Here is a 15,312-nt window from a genome sequence, read left to right on the forward strand (position 1 = left end):
GCCGAAGCATGTGCTCCGGCATATTTAAAACAAAACGACGTTCAGATGATCAATCGTCGCGATGCACTTTCTCGCGGCGCTCATGACGTTCCTGCGCCTCAAGGCTCATGGTCGCAATCGGACGCGCATCCAACCGCTTCAAAGAGATCGGCTCGCCCGTGACTGAGCAGTATCCGAACTCGCCCTCATCAATGCGACGCAGCGCGCCATCGATCTTGCTGACCAATTTGCGCTGGCGGTCGCGTGTGCGCAATTCCAGCGCGCGGTCTGTTTCTTCGGACGCGCGGTCGGCAACATCGGGAATGTTACGCGTGCCGTCCTGAAGCCCTTCAATCGTGTCCTTGCTGCCCGCCAAAAGCTCGGCCCGCCAGTTCAGCAGTTTACGTCTGAAATACTCAACCTGCCGTTCATTCATGAATGGCTCGTCTTCGGCCGGACGGTAATCATCCGGTAAAAACACTTCTTGTTTCATTTGCTTCCCCTCAACGTGGTTCAAGTCGTCCATACCTAACTAGTCCTTTGGCCGAGATGCCCCTCACGCGAGCATCTACCCCACAGACTGCGAATTGTCACTACACAATCGCTTGGATATCTGTCTAAAAGGACCTGAGAAAAATGCGGCAAGAGGTTGACAAGAGCATGAAATTCCAAAGCACGGATGATTACGTTGCAACCGATGATCTGACCGTTGCGGTCAATGCGGCTGTCACGCTCGAACGCCCCTTGCTCGTTAAAGGCGAACCCGGCACCGGCAAGACCGAACTGGCCCGTCAGGTGAGCCAGTCACTGGGCCTGCGGATGATTGAATGGAACGTCAAATCGACAACGCGCGCGCAGCAGGGTCTCTATGAATATGATGCGGTCAGCCGTCTGCGCGACAGCCAGCTGGGTGATGCGCGCGTACATGATGTCAAGAACTACATCCGCAAGGGCAAGCTGTGGCAGGCCTTTGAGGCCGAGGAAAAAGTCGTTCTGCTGATCGACGAAGTGGACAAGGCCGACATCGAATTCCCGAACGATTTGTTGCAGGAACTCGACAAGATGGAATTCTTTGTCTACGAGACAGGCGAGACCATTTCGGCGCGCCATCGCCCGATTGTGATCATCACCTCCAACAATGAAAAAGAGCTGCCGGACGCGTTTCTGCGCCGCTGCTTTTTCCACTATATCCGGTTTCCAGACCCCGAAACACTGCGCAAGATCGTCGAAGTCCATCACCCCGGCATCAAGGATGCCTTGCTGACCGCCGCACTGACGCAGTTTTATGACATCCGCGAACAGGCGGGGCTCAAGAAAAAACCCTCGACCTCCGAAGTGCTGGATTGGCTGAAACTGCTGCTGGCAGAGGATATGACAGCCGCCGACCTCAAATCTTCAGGCACAAGCGCCCTGCCCAAACTGCATGGCGCTCTGTTGAAGAATGAACAGGACGTCCATCTGTTTGAACGGCTTGCCTTCATGGCCCGCAGTGGGCGCTAGCCCGTAACCCCTGAAATTCCGCTCGAAACGGCAATTCCTTCCGGTTAGCCTGTGCGCAGCCGGCGGCGCAAGGGCCGCTGCACCCGAGCAATAGGCAGCGGACCATCACAAAGATGTCGAACACCCCACCGATAACTGTGCGCGCTTTGCGCCCCAAAGACAAACCTCAATGGGCGCAGCTGTGGTGCGATTATCTCGCGTTTTACGAGGCAACACGGCCACAGGAGATTTATGATCTCTATTTCGACAGGCTGATCGGCACTGATCCACAGGATTTCAACGCGCTGGTCGCTGACTCGGATGGCAGACTGGTTGGCCTTGCGCATTATCTGTTTCACCGCCACGGCTGGTCGATTGAAAACACATGTTATCTGCAGGACCTCTACGCGGTCCCTGAGGCGCGTGGCATGGGCGTGGGTCGCGCGCTGATCGAAGCGGTTTATGCAGAGGCTGACGCAGCAGGCGTACCGTGCGTTTACTGGCTGACGCAGGATTTCAATGCACCGGCGCGCCAGCTTTATGATCGCATTGGGGTGAAAACCCCCTTCATCAAATACGCCCGCACGTGAAAACACGCGCCTTCCTGACGTTGGTTTTGCTGCTTGCCGCCTGTGCGCCGAGCCTGCGTGATGATGCGACCTCGCGCCGGATGATCGCCGAGACCACCCTGCCCCCGATGAAGCTCTTCGCCCCCATCACGCCGCAGCCCCAGCCCATTGCCAACCGTGATCTCGTCGCGGATTTTCTGGACCTTTCCTTTGAGATGGAAAGTGGCAAGCAATTGCCCGTCCTGACCCGCTTTGAAGGGCCGATAAGCCTGCGGGTGACGGGCGCACCACCGGCCACGCTTGCGCGTGATCTGCGCTTGCTGCTTGACCGATTGCAACGCGAGGCGGGCATTGCCATTACCGTGACCCAAAACCCTGACGCGCAGATCACCATCGAAGCCGTCTCGCGCCGCACATTGCAAAAAGTGCTGCCGCAAGCCGCCTGTTTTGTTGTGCCCAACGTCTCGTCACTGTCGGAGTTTCGCAGCCTGCGGCGCAGTCCGAAAACCGATTGGGCACTTCTGACAACCCGCACCCGCGTCACCGTTGTGGTGCCAAATGATGCAAGCCCGCAAGAGGTGCGGGATTGCCTGCATGAAGAGGTCGCGCAGGCGTTGGGGCCGCTCAATGATCTGTACCGATTGCCGAACTCGGTCTTCAATGATGATAATGTCCACACGATCCTAACCGATTTTGACATGTTGATCCTGCGCGCCACCTACGCGCCGGAACTGACCTCCGGCATGGGACGCGAGGATGTGGCGGCAAAACTGCCCGCGATCTTTGCGCGCATCAATCCAAATAGCGCCGCCCCTGCCAGAGCGCAAAGTGCGCGCACGCCGATCCCCTTTACCCAGGCCATTCAAACCGCATTGGGCCCCGGCACAGGTCTTGCCAACCGGCAGACAGCAGCAGACAGGGCCGTGCAGATCGCAACGCAGGCGGGCTGGAACGACACGCGACGCGGCTTGGCGCATTACACGCGCGGCCGCATCCTGCAGGTGACGGATCCGCGCGCGGCACCGGGCGAATTTCGCCTCGCAGACCGGTTTTACGCGATCTCCAACCAGACCCGTTTGCACAGAGCCTTTGTGGCCAGTCAACTTGCATCCTATGCGCTGGCCGCGGGGGAACCTGCGCGCGCCCGCGCCCTTGTGACACCCTATATCCCCCTCGCGAAAACCGCGCAAAACGCCGCGCTTCTTGCGACCCTACAACTGTTGCGCGCCGAAGCCCTGCGCGCCGAGGGGCGCGTTCCGCAGGCAGATGCGCTGCGACTGGACAGTCTGGGATGGGCACGCTACGGGTTTGGGGCGGATTGGGCCGTTCAGGGCAAACTGCGCGAAATCGCAACACTGCGCGCGCAAACACCCCCTTCCTGACACCCCGAGCCGCGCGGCACGAAAGACCCGACCGGGATATGAGAGAGTAGAGATGATCATTATTTGTGGCACGATCCTTGGCGCCATCATCGGCGGAAACACCGCCCGCCGCCGCAACGGCAACCGATTGGACATCGCCCAATATGCAGCGGGATACGGCATGGCTTTTCTGATTGTCAGTATGATCATAACCGTCATATTGGACCGGACCGTCATCTAACCGAGGCACGTGCGATGTTTCTGCCCTTCTTTGATGCGCTGCGCAAAAACGGGGTGCCGGTGTCCTTGCGCGAATTCCTGTCCTTTCTCGAAGCGATGAAAGCGGGCCTTGCCACCTATGACGTCGAGGCATTTTATTACCTTGCACGCCTCACGCTCGTCAAAGATGAACGCAACATCGACAAATTCGACCGCGCCTTTGCCGCCGCCTTTTCCGGGCTGGAGAATATCCCCGATGACGCGGTCCTTGAGGCGGTTGATATCCCGCGCGCCTGGCTCGAAAAGATGGCGGAAAAGCATCTTTCAGACGAAGAGAAAGCTGAAATTGATGCTTTAGGTGGCTTTGACAAGCTCATGGAAACGCTGAAAAAACGTCTGGAGGAACAAAAGGGACGCCATCAGGGGGGCAACAAATGGGTCGGCACGGCGGGCACCTCGCCCTTTGGCGCTTATGGCTACAACCCGGAGGGCGTGCGCATCGGTCAGGATGGCTCGCGCCATCAGCGCGCGGTCAAGGTCTGGGACAAGCGCGAGTTTCGCAATCTGGACGACACGGTGGAGATCGGCACGCGCAACATCAAGGTCGCGCTGAAACGCCTGCGCCGTTGGGCGCGCGATGGCGCGCATGAAGAGCTCGACCTCAACGGCACAATTCGCGCCACAGCCGAACACGGCTATCTGGATGTCAAAACCCGCCCCGAGCGGCGCAATGCGGTCAAGGTTTTGCTGTTTCTGGATGTGGGCGGATCAATGGACCCCCATGTTCGTGTCGTCGAGGAATTGTTTTCGGCGGCGCGCGCGGAATTCAAACATATGGAATACTATTATTTCCATAACTGCCTTTATGAAGGCGTGTGGCGCGACAACCGGCGCCGCTGGGATGCGCAGATCGACACCCATGAGGTGTTGCGCACCTATGGGCCTGATTACAAATGCATATTTGTCGGTGATGCCTCCATGTCCCCCTACGAGGTCGCCTATCCCGGCGGCGCATCAGAGCATTGGAACGCGGAAAGCGGGGCAACCTGGCTGGCGCGCACGCGTGATCAATGGCCCAGCCTGTTGTGGATCAACCCGGTGCCCGAAAGATACTGGCCCTACACACAATCCATCGGCATGGTGCAGGAGGTCATCGGCCCGGATGCAATGGTGCCCATGACGCTGGCCGGTATCGAGCGCGGGATGAAAGTGCTGGGTCGCTGAACGGGGCACGTGCGAAATTCTGTCACGATTGATCGGGCAAAAGCTTGTCCAACCCCTGCGCACGCCCCATATTCAATCCATGTTGAAACTGACACCCATCCTGCTCGCCATCATGTACGGCCTTGTGATGTATCGCTTTTCCGCGTGGCGCACGGCCAAAGCGCTGGACACGCAGTCCACCGAACTGGCTGACCCGATGCTGAAGGTCATGACCGACCGCATGGCCGCAGCCCTTGGGGTCGACCGCATCAAGGTTCATATTTACGAGATTGACCCGGTCAACGGGCTGGCCGCACCGGACGGTCGTATCTTTATCACGCGCGGGTTTTACAACAAGTTTCGCGCAGGCGACGTCACGGCGGATGAAATGGCCAGCGTCATTGCGCATGAACTGGGCCACGTGGCGTTGGGGCATTCCCGTCGCCGGATGATCGACTTTTCCGGCCAGAATGCGCTGCGCACGGCCCTTGCCATGGTCATCGGTCGGTTCATCCCCGGCGTTGGGCCGCTGATTGCGGGGGCTTTGACATCCCTCGTGGCGGCGCGGCTGTCGCGTTCTGACGAATATGAGGCAGACGCCTATGCCGCTGCCCTGCTGACCAAAGCAGGCATCGGGGTTGATCCGCAGATTTCTCTGTTTCGCAAGCTGGACAAGCTGACAGCCTCAAAGGGCGGCGCGGCCCCGGCTTGGCTGCTGAGCCACCCCAAGACCGAAGAACGGATCAAGGCACTGGAAGCCTTGCGCCTGCAATGGGAAGCGCCACAACTGACCTGAGGTGTCATGCGAAGTACCCGCGCCTGACATCAGGGAATTCAATGGATTAAAGCGTCGTGCGAAAACTCTGGATCACATAACGCTGCCTGAAATCAAGGGTTTCAACGCGTTACGTGATACTCGATGTTTCAGGTATTTCGTCAGACGCTCTAGGTCGGGTGTGGCGGCGCGTCAAACGCCCTAGGACAGCGCCTTCGCCGTTTTAGGCAAGCGTGCTTTCTTGAGCAGGGCGCGGATGGTCCAATCCGTCTCGGACAGCGCACGGGCTGTGTCCAGAACGCGCTTTCCAGCAGCCTCGACCACGGCGGGATCCTTCAGCCAGAGATCATACAAAAACCGGTCAGGGTCGAGGCGCTGCACCCCCTCCTCCGCCAGCGTGGCGCGCGGGAAGTCCTTTGCGTTCAATGTCAAGATCGCATCCGCTGATGAGGCCACGGCAGCGGCCAGAACATGGATATCGTTTTCATCAGGCAGCCAGAGCCGCGCGCGCAGCCCTTCAGGCACGGTCACACAAGCCGCGGGAAAATCCCTTTGCACAAGCGCAATTTCCGAACGCGCCTGCATCTCCCCATCGGGGCCAAGTTTACGCGCCGCGCGCGCCCATTCTTCGAGAATACGGGCGGACCAGAGCGGGGTGAAGGCCCCCGCGCACGCCGTTTGCAACACCATTTCGCGCATCACCGTGGGATAAAGCACGCAGGTATCAATAAGGATTTTCATCACATCACAGTTGAAAGAACACGGACTTCAGATATCCGCTTTCGGCCAGCTGTGGCAGCTGCGGATGATCCGGTCCTGCAAATCCCGTGTATATCAGCGAACCGCGCCGGCCCGAACGGCCGATCCCGCGCGCGCAGGCCGCACGAAACGCCGACAGATCAGCCGCATGCGAACAGGAACACAGGCCAAGAATGCCATCTTCCGCCACCAGCGTCGCTGCCAGTCGCGCGACACGTTCATAGGCGCGCAGCCCCGCATCCAACGCTTGCTTGGACGGGGCAAAGGCAGGCGGATCGCAAATCACCAGATCAAACTGCGCGCCCTCCTGCGCCAATGCGGCGAGCACCTCAAAGGCATCGCCCTGACGGGTCTGGAACCGATCCGCGCACCCCGACGCCTTGGCCCCCGCTTCGGCCAGCGTCAATGCGGCGGCGGATCCATCCACGGCCAGCGCGCTTTGCGCACCCCCGGCGAGTGCGGCCAGCGAAAAACCACCAACGTGGCTGAAGACATCCAAGACCCGCGCATCCCGCGCCAGCGACGCGGCAAAAGCATGATTTGGCCGTTGATCAAAATAAAGACCGGTTTTCTGCCCGCCCGTCACATCGGCCATATAAACCGCGCCATTCATCGACACCGGGATCGGCGCGTCGGGGGCGCTGCCATGCAGAACAGCATTCACATCGTCCAGCCCTTCCAGCGACCTTGTACGCCCGCTGGCATTTTTCAGAACGTCGCGCACCCCGGTCACGGCGACGAGAGCATCCGTCAGCGCAGGCAAAAAAGCCTCGGCCCATGCGGCATTCGGCTGCACGACACAAGCGTCGCCAAAGCGATCAATCACCACGCCCGGCAGCCCGTCCGCCTCTGCATGGGCGAGTCTGTAATAGGGGGTGTCAAACACCCGTTCACGCAAGTGAAGCGCCTTGCGCAACCGTGCCTCGAACCATGCCGCGTCAATGCTGGCCTGCGGGTCGCGGTCCAGCATCCGGCAGATGATCTTGGAGTCCGGATTAAGCGCCACAAGACCCAGAGGAACACGCCCGTCATCCTCCAGAACCGCGAGGGTTCCGGCGGGTTTCGAGCGGGTCCGCCGGTCGGTGACCAACTCATTGGCATAGACCCAAGGGAACCCATGGCGGATCGCGCGCGCATTGGCTTTCGGTTTCAGCCGGACGGTGGGCAGATCACCGGCGGGGGCTGCTTTTTCAGGAATGGATGCTGTCATACTGCCCTGCTCTACTGCCTTCGCGCGCCAGAGGGAAGCTGCGAATGGAAAGGATGCGGCCACGGCGCCGGTGCCACCAGCGCTGCGTTGGAATTCAGTTGCGCGGGCGGGATCGCCAGCCGCCCCGCCGTCGGGGCGTCGCCATGCCCGCGAGGCCCTCGTTCATCACATCATTCATGGGATGGCCCGGATTGGCATCGACATATCGCGCGATCAGCACGCGCAAGGTTTGTCCCGTGTCCTGCTCCACCGGCAGGCTCAAAGCCCAGTCGAGGAAGATCGTGCGGCATTCCGGCTTGGTGATATCCGCGATCTGATAGGCTTCAAAGATCAGCGCCTTCGGGTCATTTGCATCGCCCTTCACAGGCTCTCTCCACGTGCTACGTAAGGTGCGAGCACCATCGACAGTATCTGATCGCAGCGCTGGTAGCTTTGCGTCAGTTTTGTTTCAAGAACGTCAAAAGAGGCGCAGTCAAGCACATCGCTCAGGAACCCCTGCGCCGCAGGTGCCAGCAATGCGCTGTCCAGCGGCTGATCAGACAAAAGCCGCACGGCGGTGTGCAGGTTGGCAAAAAGCGTCGCTCCTGCCGATAAATCCGCGGCCTGTTCGGCAGATAGAACCCCCAATGTGGACAGATAGCTAATGCCATCGGCTGTTTGATCCATTGGCTTGCCGGTCAAAAGCGCACCGGCCTGCGCGAGTAGCTCAATCTCCTGCAAGCGCCCGGCCCCGGTTTTCGCTTCAAAAAGGCCGGGTGGGGATTTGGCCTGCTGCAGGCGGTGGCGCATATCTGCGACCTCTTTCAACACGTCCTCGGTCTTGCGCGGCATGGACAGAACGCTGCGCGTAAAAACCGCCACGTCACGCACCAGCGCCTCAGGCCCCGCGATGACAGCCGCACGCGTGAGCGCCAGATGCTCCCATGTCCAGGCCTCATCGCGCTGATAGCTCTGAAACGCGGGCCAACTGGTGGCCACCGGCCCCTGATTGCCCGAGGGGCGCAGCCGCATATCCACCTCGAACAGTTTGCCCTGCGCCATGGGGGCGCTCAGCGCCGTGATCAACGCCTGCGTTAAGCGCGCGTAATAAACCCTTGATGCAAGGGGTTTTCTTCCATCCGAAGCATCCATATCGAGCGGGTCATAGATGACGATCAGATCCAGGTCAGACCCCGCATTCAGCGTCCCGGCCCCGAGCGACCCCATCCCCAGAACCACCGCCCCCCGCCCGGGCGCTGGCCCGTGTTTGAGCGCAAAATTGTCAATCACAATCGGCCAGATGACCGCCAGAACAGTGCGCGCCAGATCGGCATATTGCGCGCTGGCCTCCTGCGCCGAGATCAACCCGCGCAACAGGTGTACGCCGATGCGAAAGTTCCATTCCTTGTGCCACCGGCGCGTCGTATCCAATCGCAGCTCATAGTCGGTTTCACGGGCCAACGCCTCCTCAAGCGCGCGCTCCAGCCCTGCCTGATGGGGCCAGTCGGAAAAGAAGCCGCCACCGATCACCGCATCAAACACACCCGCATTGCGCGACAGATACTGTGCCAGCGCGGGCGATGTGCCTGTAATGTCGATGATCAGATCGGTCAGCTGGGGATTGGCCTCCAGCAGGGAAAACAACTGCACCCCCGCAGGCAGGCCAGCCAGAAACCCGTCAAAAGCAATCAACGCATCCTGCGGGCGCGCCGTGCCGGACAGACGCGCCAGCAAATCCGGCTTGACCCGGTCGAAAATCTGCCTGCTGCGTGTGCTGCGCAGCGCGGGGTAGCTGATCCAGCGGTTCAGGATGGATTCATCGAGATCGACCTGCGGCACCGGCGGCTGTGGCTTTGACGGTGCGAAGAACCCTTCAGTCAACTCATGTACCGCTTCCAGCCGTTGCTTCAGGTCTGCTTGCAAACTCGCCACATCGGTGGCCATCATGGCAGCGAGACGCGCAAAGTTCTCCTCCGACCTTGGCAGATTATGCGTTTGCGCATCCTGCACCATCTGCAAGCGATGCTCGACCGTCCTATGCGCGACGTAGTGATCGCTCAGCGCTTCGGCAACATCGGTTTCGACCCATTTCTTCTGTGCCAGAACCGCAAGCCCCTTGCGCGTTTCCCGGCACCGCAGGTCCGGATCACGCCCGCCCGCGATCAATTGTCGGGTCTGGGTGAAAAACTCGATCTCGCGGATACCGCCGCGCCCCAGTTTCATATTGTGCCCGGGCAATGTGATCGGCCCGCCAAGCCCCTTGTGTTCGCGAATGGCCAGCCGCATGTCATGCGCATCCTGGATCGCTGCGAAATCCAGATGCCGCCGCCACACGAAGGGTGTGAGTGTCTTGAGGAACCTGTTCCCGGCCGCCGCATCACCCGCCGCGACGCGCGCCTTGATATAGGCCGCACGCTCCCATGTGCGGCCCAGACTCTCGTAATACTGTTCCGCGGCTTCCATGGCGATGCAGACCGGCGTGACCGACGGATCGGGGCGCAACCGCAGGTCGGTGCGAAACACGTAGCCCTGCGCAGTGATTTCGCTCAGCGTGGCGGCCATGGCGCGGGTGGCGCGGGAAAAGGCCGCGCGCGCCTGCTGAAAGCCGTCTGCGTCGAAACGGGTTTCGTCAAAGAGACAGATCAGGTCAATGTCTGACGAATAATTCAGCTCATGCGCGCCCATCTTGCCCATCGCCAGAACCACCATACCTGCCGCGTCCTCGACATCGTCTGCATCCATGCCGGGTAGTTTGCCGCGCTGGATCTGGTGGCCCACGGCCGCGCGCAGCGCTGACTGACAGGCCGCATCGGCAAGGTCGGTCAACGCAGCTGTTACCCGCTCCAGCGGCCATGCCCCGCCAAGGTCCGCCAAAGCCGAGATCACAGCGACCCGACGCTTTGCACGACGCAACCCATCCGCCAATCCGTCCGGCGCGTGGAACGCGGCACTTGCGATCTCATCCGCCACGGCCTTGTCCACATCCTCGAACGCGGATCTCAGCCACTCCTGCTCCTTTTCGATCAACCCGGCAAGATAGGGGCTGCACCCCGCCGCCCCCGCGATCAACGCGCTGACATCAGGGCTGAAGTCCGAAAACAGCGCCGCCAGTTCCCGCCCTTTCTGAGCGTCAAAGAGCGTTGGCACGCGGCGAATGGCATCAGATAAATTCATATTACAGGTTTCGCTTTGGGAGAGGCGAAGGTCAATCGAATGGCGATAAAACTGCCGAAAATTTATCTGCGCCGATGGTTTTTAAGGGGCTGACCGGCGAGAATCGCAAAAATAATTTCCCTTATACCATTGTTTTAAAGTAATAAGTCCACGTAATGTAAAAAACATTCACATTTCCTCTTGTGTCGGCAGTCAAAAACCACAATGTATTTAATGTGAAAGGCATTCACATACCGGTCCACCCGGTTGGTTCAACACAAAACGAAAGGCACTCTTATGACGACCCTCACGCCGACTTCACCGACCGCTCATCAGCTGGGCTGGTTTGCGCGCGCCGAACTCTGGCTCGATTCGAAAGGCAAAGGCGCGTGGATCGCCGCCATGGTCCTCGGCTTTATCCTGTTCTGGCCGGTCGGCCTTGCCCTCTTAGCTTATATGTTATGGAGCAAACGCATGTTCAGCAAATCCTGCCGCCAGATGAAAACGCAGCTTGGCCCCATGCGGTCCGTGACACAGCCGTCGGGCAACAGCGCCTTTGATGCCTATAAGGCTGACACCCTGCGCCGGCTGGAAGAAGAGCAAGGCAAATTCGAAGCCTTCCTTGAACGGCTGCGCGACGCTAAAGATAAAGCGGAGTTCGACCAGTTCATGGACGAGCGTGCCAAGAAAAGCGAAGAACGCGCCACAGAGGCATAATACCCGCACAGCAAGTGGCTTCCGGAGAGCGATCCGGGGGCCCGCACACCAAGAGAAAGCACGAAGATGTCCGCGACCCCCGACCCACAGGCCCATCCCGATTTTTACAAAGATGTCCCCCTTAAGCGGCTGCTTGCATGGGTCGTTGACGCGCTCATCACGCTGCTGGCCTGTATAATCATCCTGCCCTTCACGGCTTTTACCGGTATCTTCTTCTTTCCCTTCCTGTTTCTGGTGGTGGGGTTCGCCTATCGGTTTGTCACCATCGCAAACAGCTCCGCGACATGGGGCATGCGGGTTTTCGCGATTGAATTGCGCCAGTCCGATGGCTCCCGAATGAGCCCGGCCGCGGCCTTTGCCCATACCCTCGGGTATACGCTGAGCTGGACGGTACCCGTTTTTCAGTTGATTTCAATTATCATGATGGCCGCGACAGAGCGTGGACAAGGTTTGTCCGATCATGTTTTGGGGACCGTGATGATCAACAGGCGTGCGGTAATAAGTTAACCTTTGATATCTTGCCATCTGGCCGATGTCCTTGCTAGTCTGCCGGGGAAGTTCGGCAAGGAATTACATGCGTCATACGTTACCGATAGCGCCTCAGTTTTACGTCACGGCCCCACAGCCGTGCCCGTATCTTGACGGCCGTATGGAACGCAAACTGTTCACGGCACTGCAGGGGGAAAGCGCGGACAAGCTGAATGACAGCCTCTCCCAGCAAGGGTTTCGCCGATCGCAAAACGTGCTGTACCGACCCTCCTGTGCGGAGTGTTCGGCGTGCCTTTCGGCGCGCATTGATGTGTCGGAATTCGCACCGTCCCGCAGCCAGAAACGCACCATCAAACGCAACCACGATCTGGCGCGGCGCGCGACCTCTCCCTGGGCGTCGGAAGAGCAATACGAACTCTTCCGCTCCTATCTGGACAGCCGCCACGCGGATGGGGGCATGGCGGATATGGATGTTTTCGAATTCGCCGCGATGATCGAGGAAACGCCGATCCGAAGCCGCGTGGTCGAATACAAGAACCAGGACAGCGGCGCATTGATCGGCGTGAGCCTGACAGATGTGCTGTCGGACGGGCTGAGCATGGTCTATTCCTTCTATGCCCCGGATATGACAAAGCGCTCCATGGGCACCTATATGATCCTTGATCACATAGAAATCGCGCGTGAAGCCGGGTTGCCTTACGTCTATCTGGGATATTGGGTGCCGGGCAGTCAGAAGATGGGGTATAAATCCAAGTTTTCCGGTCTTGAAGTCTACATCGGCGGCAATTGGCAGAAGGTCAGGAATCCTTCGGAGTTCACCGCCGAAACGCATCCGCTTTCCACCGATCCCATCGCGGAGCAGGTCGCGAATATACAACTGCCGGACACGCGCCCAACCCGTTAGCGGGAACCGCCATATCTGCGTTCGAATAGCTCTTCAGTATCAAACCTGCGCTGTATGGGAGCGCAGAAGCCATTTGCCTTTAACAACTGCCCCAATAAAAAGGGGGCCAAGGCCCCCTTTTGATGGCTGTCCCGCCCTGATCAGTTCGGGATCAGATCCGGGATGATCGTTACAATGCCAGGGAAGGTCCACAGCAGGGCAAGGCCCACCACTTGGATCAGTACGAAAGGAATGATGCCGCGATAGATATGCCCGGTGGTGACCTCTTTCGGAGCAACCCCGCGCAGATAGAACAGGGCAAAGCCAAAGGGCGGCGTCAGGAAGGACGTTTGCAGGTTCACCGCGATCATGATCGTCACCCATTTGGGATCGAACGTGCCGCCATAGATGACCGGCCCGACGATGGGTATGACGATGTAGATAATCTCAAGGAAATCGAGCACGAAGCCGAGCACGAAGAGCACGAGCATCACGATCAGGAACACCGTGAATTCATTGTCAAAGGACTTCAGGAACTGCTGGATATAGTGCTCCCCACCAAAGGAGATCACCACGAGGTTCAGCAGTTGCGAGCCGATGAGGATGGTAAAGACCATGCTCGTGACCTTCGCCGTCTCGCGCACTACCGGCGACAGGATACCCGAGGTGTAAAGAACCCAGCAGGAAAACAGCAGCCCGAAGATCGCGTAGAGATAGGCACCATATGCCACGAAGAAGGCAAACCAGCTTTCAAAGCCCACCTCGTCGGTGTTGACACGCAAATCGAAATTGATGCCGACCAGTATGCAGATAATGATCGCCAGCGTGGACCAGATGATGATCTTGGGTGTTTTATCCTGATCCCGCAGTTTGCGATAAGCCGCCAGCATGATCGCGCCACCCGCCCCGAGCGCCGCCGCGGGCGTCGGGTTGGTGATGCCACCAAGGATCGAGCCGAGCACGGCAACGATCAGGATAAGCGGCGGAAAGACGACGCGGATAAGCTCGTTGCGCGCGCAGATTTTCGTTGCATAGACGACGCCATACATCAGCGCTGCAAATGGCAGGGCGAGAATGATCACCGTCGCGCCCGAAGACGTAGTGGGCGAAATGGCGATGATGTCAAGCAGCAGGATCACCACCGCGCCCATGGCCCCGATGAGCAGCGGCCGGGTCGGTGAGGAGGGCGATACGCCCCGCGCAGTTGTCAGGAACAGACCGGTCAGGATCAGGATGATCGCAATCCCGGTGCCGATGGGTGCCGCGTTGTCGATCTTGTTCTGCAGCGCTGTGGCGAGTTCTTCCTCGCTCAGAGCGGCAGACGCCTGAATGCCGCCGGCGGCGTCAATTTCAACCTGCTGTGCCACCGCCGCATCCCAGGCTTCCTGACCATGCAATTCAATCATCGAGGCCTGACACTGTTCGCTGACCGTCGTGCGCAGCGATGCGCCCTCCCCTATGTCCGAAAAGCGGGACACATCGGTTGATTGGCTGCCGACTACGCCAAGGTTGCCCAGCAAAATCGTACCAACGATGATCAGGACAGGTGCGCCCAAAAACCATGTGAAGGCTTCATTGCGGGTGATGGGTTCAGCGTTGGTGCTGCCCAGCTCGACCGCCGGGGCCTTGTCCGGGTTCAACAGGGCGTAGCCAAAGGCATAAAGCGCATAGAGCAGCGCAAGCATGATACCCGGCAGCAAAGCGGCCTGAAAGAGTGTCCCGACAGACAGAACCGCAGGTTCACCGAGGTAGGTCAGCGCGTCCGTGCATCCCGCAAGGCTGGCGCGTCGTTCCTGTGCCGCGGAATACAAATCCCCCGCCAAGGTGCCGAGCAGAACGATCACGATGGAAGGTGGAATGATCTGTCCAAGGGTCCCCGAGGCCGCAATCACGCCGGTGGACAACTCAGGCGAATAGCCGTTGCGCAACATCGTGGGCAGGGCCAGCAGGCCCATGGTGACGACAGTCGCTCCCACGATCCCCGTGGACGCCGCCAGAAACGCCCCCACAACGACGATGGACACCGCAAGACCGCCGGGCAACGGACCAAAAACCCGCGCCATGGAAGTCAACAGGTCATTCGCGATCTTGGAGCGTTCCAGCGTGATGCCCATCAGGACGAACATCAAAACAGCCAGAAGCGTTTCGATCGACTGACCGGCAAGCACGCGTTCGTTCATCCGGTTGACCACAAAGGACACGTTGCGATCCAGCGCCACTTCCCATCCGCTTGGGAAAACCGGCTCGGCGATGCGCGGTAATTCGGGGTATCGGAAGATCGATATGGTATCAGCCTTGACGCCCGAGTTTACCAGATCCCGGTAGACCTGGCTGCTTGTGTCGATGGCTTGGTGGATCAGCAAGCCGGCGCTGTCGAGCGCTGCGATGATCCCGAAGGATATCACCCCTGCCCCTGCAATGGCAAAAGCCACCGGGAACCCGGAAAGAATGCCACCAAAAAGGCAGATGGCTACGATGATCAGGCCAACTTCTACGCCGTCTAGACCGAAAAACATGGGCTTTGTCCCTTATACGTC

Annotated in this window: 15 protein-coding genes; 9 read left to right on the plus strand and 6 right to left on the minus strand. The window is 59.3% G+C overall.

The genetic code is table 11. The annotated features are described in order from the left end of the window. Window positions 1-49: 49 nt before the first annotated feature. Window positions 50-472 (minus strand): RNA polymerase-binding protein DksA, encoded by a 423-nt coding sequence (gene dksA / locus RD1_RS12820; RefSeq protein WP_011568938.1) that lies wholly within the window; start codon window positions 470-472, stop codon window positions 50-52. Between the two features lie 167 nt (window positions 473-639). On the opposite strand from dksA, the gene RD1_RS12825 reads away from it, so the two are divergent. From RD1_RS12825 to RD1_RS12850, 6 genes are all read left to right on the plus strand, one after another. After that, window positions 640-1,479: an AAA family ATPase gene (locus tag RD1_RS12825; protein WP_044033464.1), complete on the plus strand. Its 840-nt coding sequence runs from the start codon at window positions 640-642 to the stop codon at window positions 1,477-1,479. A 113-nt stretch (window positions 1,480-1,592) separates the two neighbouring features. After that, window positions 1,593-2,048, plus strand: a complete 456-nt coding sequence (locus RD1_RS12830; protein ID WP_011568940.1) for a GNAT family N-acetyltransferase — start codon at window positions 1,593-1,595, stop codon at window positions 2,046-2,048. Next, window positions 2,045-3,409 carry a DUF2927 domain-containing protein gene (locus RD1_RS12835; RefSeq protein ID WP_011568941.1) on the plus strand — a complete coding sequence of 455 codons (1,365 nt, stop codon included), beginning with the start codon at window positions 2,045-2,047 and terminating at the stop codon, window positions 3,407-3,409. Before RD1_RS12830 ends, RD1_RS12835 begins: the two co-directional genes overlap by 4 nt. Window positions 3,410-3,461: 52 nt before the next feature. Beyond that, on the plus strand, window positions 3,462-3,629 hold the full coding sequence (locus RD1_RS12840) for a hypothetical protein (RefSeq protein WP_044033131.1): 168 nt from the start codon (window positions 3,462-3,464) through the stop codon (window positions 3,627-3,629). Between the two features lie 14 nt (window positions 3,630-3,643). Further along, window positions 3,644-4,831 (plus strand): vWA domain-containing protein, encoded by a 1,188-nt coding sequence (locus tag RD1_RS12845; protein ID WP_011568942.1) that lies wholly within the window; start codon window positions 3,644-3,646, stop codon window positions 4,829-4,831. Window positions 4,832-4,910: 79 nt separating this feature from the next. Further along, window positions 4,911-5,606, plus strand: a complete 696-nt coding sequence (locus RD1_RS12850; protein WP_011568943.1) for a M48 family metalloprotease — start codon at window positions 4,911-4,913, stop codon at window positions 5,604-5,606. 180 nt (window positions 5,607-5,786) lie between these two features. Here the strand turns inward: RD1_RS12850 and RD1_RS12855 are convergent, their stop codons facing one another. The 4 genes from RD1_RS12855 to RD1_RS12870 form a co-directional block, all read right to left on the minus strand. Then, complete coding sequence (locus RD1_RS12855) at window positions 5,787-6,326, minus strand: RSP_2648 family PIN domain-containing protein (RefSeq protein WP_011568944.1); 540 nt, start codon at window positions 6,324-6,326, stop codon at window positions 5,787-5,789. 4 nt (window positions 6,327-6,330) lie between these two features. Continuing rightward, complete coding sequence (locus RD1_RS12860) at window positions 6,331-7,554, minus strand: RSP_2647 family RNA methyltransferase (RefSeq protein WP_011568945.1); 1,224 nt, start codon at window positions 7,552-7,554, stop codon at window positions 6,331-6,333. Between the two features lie 94 nt (window positions 7,555-7,648). Continuing rightward, on the minus strand, window positions 7,649-7,918 hold the full coding sequence (locus RD1_RS12865; protein ID WP_011568946.1) for a hypothetical protein: 270 nt from the start codon (window positions 7,916-7,918) through the stop codon (window positions 7,649-7,651). After that, on the minus strand, window positions 7,915-10,707 hold the full coding sequence (locus RD1_RS12870) for a [glutamate--ammonia-ligase] adenylyltransferase (protein ID WP_011568947.1): 2,793 nt from the start codon (window positions 10,705-10,707) through the stop codon (window positions 7,915-7,917). The genes RD1_RS12865 and RD1_RS12870 overlap by 4 nt, the downstream gene beginning before the upstream one ends. A gap of 276 nt (window positions 10,708-10,983) precedes the next feature. On the opposite strand from RD1_RS12870, the gene RD1_RS12875 reads away from it, so the two are divergent. From RD1_RS12875 to RD1_RS12885, 3 genes are all read left to right on the plus strand, one after another. Next, window positions 10,984-11,403: a DUF2852 domain-containing protein gene (locus RD1_RS12875; RefSeq protein ID WP_011568948.1), complete on the plus strand. Its 420-nt coding sequence runs from the start codon at window positions 10,984-10,986 to the stop codon at window positions 11,401-11,403. A 66-nt stretch (window positions 11,404-11,469) separates the two neighbouring features. Beyond that, a complete protein-coding gene (locus RD1_RS12880; RefSeq protein ID WP_011568949.1) occupies window positions 11,470-11,910 on the plus strand; it encodes an RDD family protein in 441 nt (146 codons plus the stop codon). A gap of 67 nt (window positions 11,911-11,977) precedes the next feature. After that, window positions 11,978-12,796 carry an arginyltransferase gene (locus RD1_RS12885; RefSeq protein WP_044033132.1) on the plus strand — a complete coding sequence of 273 codons (819 nt, stop codon included), beginning with the start codon at window positions 11,978-11,980 and terminating at the stop codon, window positions 12,794-12,796. A gap of 140 nt (window positions 12,797-12,936) precedes the next feature. On the opposite strand, the gene RD1_RS12890 is transcribed toward RD1_RS12885, so the two are convergent. Then, entirely contained in the window at window positions 12,937-15,291 is a 2,355-nt protein-coding gene (locus tag RD1_RS12890) for a TRAP transporter large permease (protein ID WP_011568951.1), read from the minus strand. Window positions 15,292-15,312: the final 21 nt, after the last annotated feature.

This window comes from Roseobacter denitrificans OCh 114 (genome assembly GCF_000014045.1).
Taxonomy (GTDB): domain Bacteria; phylum Pseudomonadota; class Alphaproteobacteria; order Rhodobacterales; family Rhodobacteraceae; genus Roseobacter; species Roseobacter denitrificans.

What these genes read in the sequence shown, in the direction of transcription:
- RD1_RS12870 (WP_011568947.1), bottom strand. Translation starts at nt 10,707, where the DNA reads ATGAATTTATCTGATGCCATTCGCCGCGTGCCAACGCTCTTTGACGCT.
- RD1_RS12855 (WP_011568944.1), bottom strand. Translation starts at nt 6,326, where the DNA reads ATGAAAATCCTTATTGATACCTGCGTGCTTTATCCCACGGTGATGCGC.
- dksA (WP_011568938.1), bottom strand. Translation starts at nt 472, where the DNA reads ATGAAACAAGAAGTGTTTTTACCGGATGATTACCGTCCGGCCGAAGAC.
- RD1_RS12880 (WP_011568949.1), top strand. Translation starts at nt 11,470, where the DNA reads ATGTCCGCGACCCCCGACCCACAGGCCCATCCCGATTTTTACAAAGAT.
- RD1_RS12825 (WP_044033464.1), top strand. Translation starts at nt 640, where the DNA reads ATGAAATTCCAAAGCACGGATGATTACGTTGCAACCGATGATCTGACC.
- RD1_RS12830 (WP_011568940.1), top strand. Translation starts at nt 1,593, where the DNA reads ATGTCGAACACCCCACCGATAACTGTGCGCGCTTTGCGCCCCAAAGAC.
- RD1_RS12840 (WP_044033131.1), top strand. Translation starts at nt 3,462, where the DNA reads ATGATCATTATTTGTGGCACGATCCTTGGCGCCATCATCGGCGGAAAC.
- RD1_RS12885 (WP_044033132.1), top strand. Translation starts at nt 11,978, where the DNA reads ATGCGTCATACGTTACCGATAGCGCCTCAGTTTTACGTCACGGCCCCA.
- RD1_RS12860 (WP_011568945.1), bottom strand. Translation starts at nt 7,554, where the DNA reads ATGACAGCATCCATTCCTGAAAAAGCAGCCCCCGCCGGTGATCTGCCC.
- RD1_RS12845 (WP_011568942.1), top strand. Translation starts at nt 3,644, where the DNA reads ATGTTTCTGCCCTTCTTTGATGCGCTGCGCAAAAACGGGGTGCCGGTG.
- RD1_RS12850 (WP_011568943.1), top strand. Translation starts at nt 4,911, where the DNA reads ATGTTGAAACTGACACCCATCCTGCTCGCCATCATGTACGGCCTTGTG.
- RD1_RS12875 (WP_011568948.1), top strand. Translation starts at nt 10,984, where the DNA reads ATGACGACCCTCACGCCGACTTCACCGACCGCTCATCAGCTGGGCTGG.
- RD1_RS12890 (WP_011568951.1), bottom strand. Translation starts at nt 15,291, where the DNA reads ATGTTTTTCGGTCTAGACGGCGTAGAAGTTGGCCTGATCATCGTAGCC.